At 69.6% G+C, this 2,294-nt stretch carries 3 protein-coding genes; 2 read left to right on the forward strand and 1 reads right to left on the reverse strand.

The genetic code is table 11. The features are described from left to right. Positions 1–956 (reverse strand): FAD:protein FMN transferase (locus AC1D12_RS31330; protein WP_477845088.1); only part of this gene is annotated, 956 nt, incomplete at its 3' end. Positions 957–1,427: 471 nt separating this feature from the next. Here AC1D12_RS31330 and ccmA point away from each other — a divergent pair. Together ccmA and AC1D12_RS31340 are read left to right on the forward strand one after the other, a co-directional pair. Then, the gene (gene ccmA / locus AC1D12_RS31335) at positions 1,428–2,039 is read left to right on the forward strand and encodes a cytochrome c biogenesis heme-transporting ATPase CcmA (RefSeq protein ID WP_477845089.1); all 612 of its coding nucleotides are present in this window, start codon (positions 1,428–1,430) and stop codon (positions 2,037–2,039) included. Then, positions 2,036–2,294 (forward strand): heme exporter protein CcmB (locus tag AC1D12_RS31340; RefSeq protein WP_477845090.1); only part of this gene is annotated, 259 nt, incomplete at its 3' end. The genes ccmA and AC1D12_RS31340, both read left to right, overlap by 4 nt.

Here is a 2,294-nt window from a genome sequence, read left to right on the forward strand (position 1 = left end):
TGCGGGGCGGCGCCCAGCAAGCCGGAGGAGTAATGCAGAACACCGTCCGCGTCGATCACGATCGCATCGACGCCCTCCTGCGACTCGACGAGCCGCATGCCCTCTGCAAGGCCTTTCACGAACACACTCTTGGACAGTCCTTCGCTCGTGAGCCCGTCCTCGGCGAGGATGGTCACGCTGCGCACGCCGTGCGCCGACCGCCCCGTCTTCGGGTCGATCACATGGTGGAAGCGCTTGCCGTCGCGCTCGAAGAAGCGCTCATAGTCGCCCGAGGTCGACATCGCGACGTCTTCGAGCGGCAGCAGCGCGACGACCTCGCCGGGGCGGCGCGGGTCGCGCACCGCGATGTTCCAGGGGCGCCCGCGGCGGTCGCCGAGCACGTAGCTGTCGCCGCCGGCCGCCACCACCGCATGGCGGATGCCGTGGCCGCGCAGGATCGCGGCGGCGCGGTCGACCGCATGGCCCTTGGCGAAGCCGCCCAGGTCGATGCGCATGCCGGGGTGGCCGAAACGAACGGTCTTGTGTTGCGGATCGAGCAGCAATTGCTGCCAGCCGATCGCGGCGCGGGCCGCGGCCAGCTGGGCTTCGGTGGGGGCGCGCTGCTCGCGGTAGTCGTAGAGCTGGCCGGCGCTGGCGTAGGTGATGTCGAACGCGCCATCGGAGAGGCGCGAGAAATGCAGCGCCCGCTCCAGCAGCCCGTACAGCTCGTTGCTGAGCGCCACCGGGTGGGCGGCGGCTTCGCGGTTGATGCGCGACAGCTCGGACGACGCCTTCACCGGGCTCATGGTCCAGTCGATGCGCTGCATGTCGGCCATCACGGCAGCAATTGCGGCCTCGCCCGCGGGGCGGTCGTCGCTCCACAGCTCGACCGAGACCGAGGTGCCCATGATGGCTTCCTCGCGGCGCAGCCAGCCGCCACCACGCACGGCCGATTCGGCATGCGGGGCGGGGTTCATCGACCTGACTGGCTTGCTGGACACGAGGCCCTCCGGAACCAACTGCACTTCATTCCCTCGGAATCGTTGACTGTCCGTTGACTGTCTGTTGACGCATGTCTTACGCAGGTCACGTGCCTGCATGGCGGAGCGGATCTTCGTCTCGAAAACCCCTGAAAATGTGTCAATAGTTGGCAAACGGCGACGACCTTACATCCTGTTCCAGAAGAAACGGTGACCCTTTTTGCTCGTCCAGACGAGATCTGCATCAGATGTGAACGAAGGCAACCGGCGGCGGCCCGTGGGGCCGGCCGGCGGCGATGGCGCAGATCGTGCTGTCCCTGATGCGGGGGTTGGCGAGGGCACCGATACTCCCGGGCTGGGCCCGAACCACCCTTGATTCGACCTATACCGACACGCAGACAACCCCCATACCGGCGACCGATCGCCGCCGACCTCACTCCCCCCTCCTTTCCGGCCGTCCCCTCCTTCATGTTGAGTGCCCATCACCTCCGCTGCTCGCGCGGCGACCGGACCCTGTTCGCCGACCTGAGCCTGTCGCTCGCGCCGGGCCGCTGGCTGCAGGTGGGCGGCATCAATGGCGCCGGCAAGACGACGCTGCTGCGCACGCTGGTCGGCCTGAACCCGCCGGATGACGGCGAGGTGCGCTGGAACGACACCCCGATCCGGGCGGCCGGCGAGGATTTCCGGCGCGCCTGCCTGTACCTGGGCCACCACGCGGCGGTGAAGGACGAGTTGTCGCCGGTCGAGAACCTGCGCCAGGCCTGTGCGATCGATGGCGTGGCGCTGGACGACGCCCAGGCCGGCGACGCGCTGCGCCGCATCGGCCTGCGCGGGCGCGGCCATTTGCCGACGCGCGTGCTGTCGGYCGGCCAGAAGCGGCGCGTGCTGCTGGCGCGGCTGCTGGTGCGGCCGGCCACGCTGTGGGTGCTGGACGAGCCGTTCGCCGCGCTCGACACCGATGCGGTGGCGCTGATGGGCGAGCTGATCGGTGCGCACCTGGCGCAGGGGGGGCTGGCGATCCTGACGAGCCACCAGCCCGCGCCGTTGCCGGCCGGCGAATTCGTGAGCCTCGCGGCATGAACACCCTCCTGGTCGCCCTGAGGCGTGATTTGCTGCTGGCCGCACGCCGGCGCAGCGAGGTCGTCACCGCCCTCTTCTTCTTCGTGGTCGTCGTGAGCCTGTTCCCGCTGGGCATCGGGCCGGAGCCGGCGATGCTGCGCCGCATCGGCCCGGGCGTGCTATGGGTTGCTGCCTTGCTGGCCACGCTGCTCGGCCTGCCGCGGCTGTTCGCGAGCGACCATGCCGACGGCACGCTGGAGCAGATGGCCCTGTCGC

The sequence above is a fragment of the Rhizobacter sp. P1_G5 genome, from assembly GCF_056405435.1.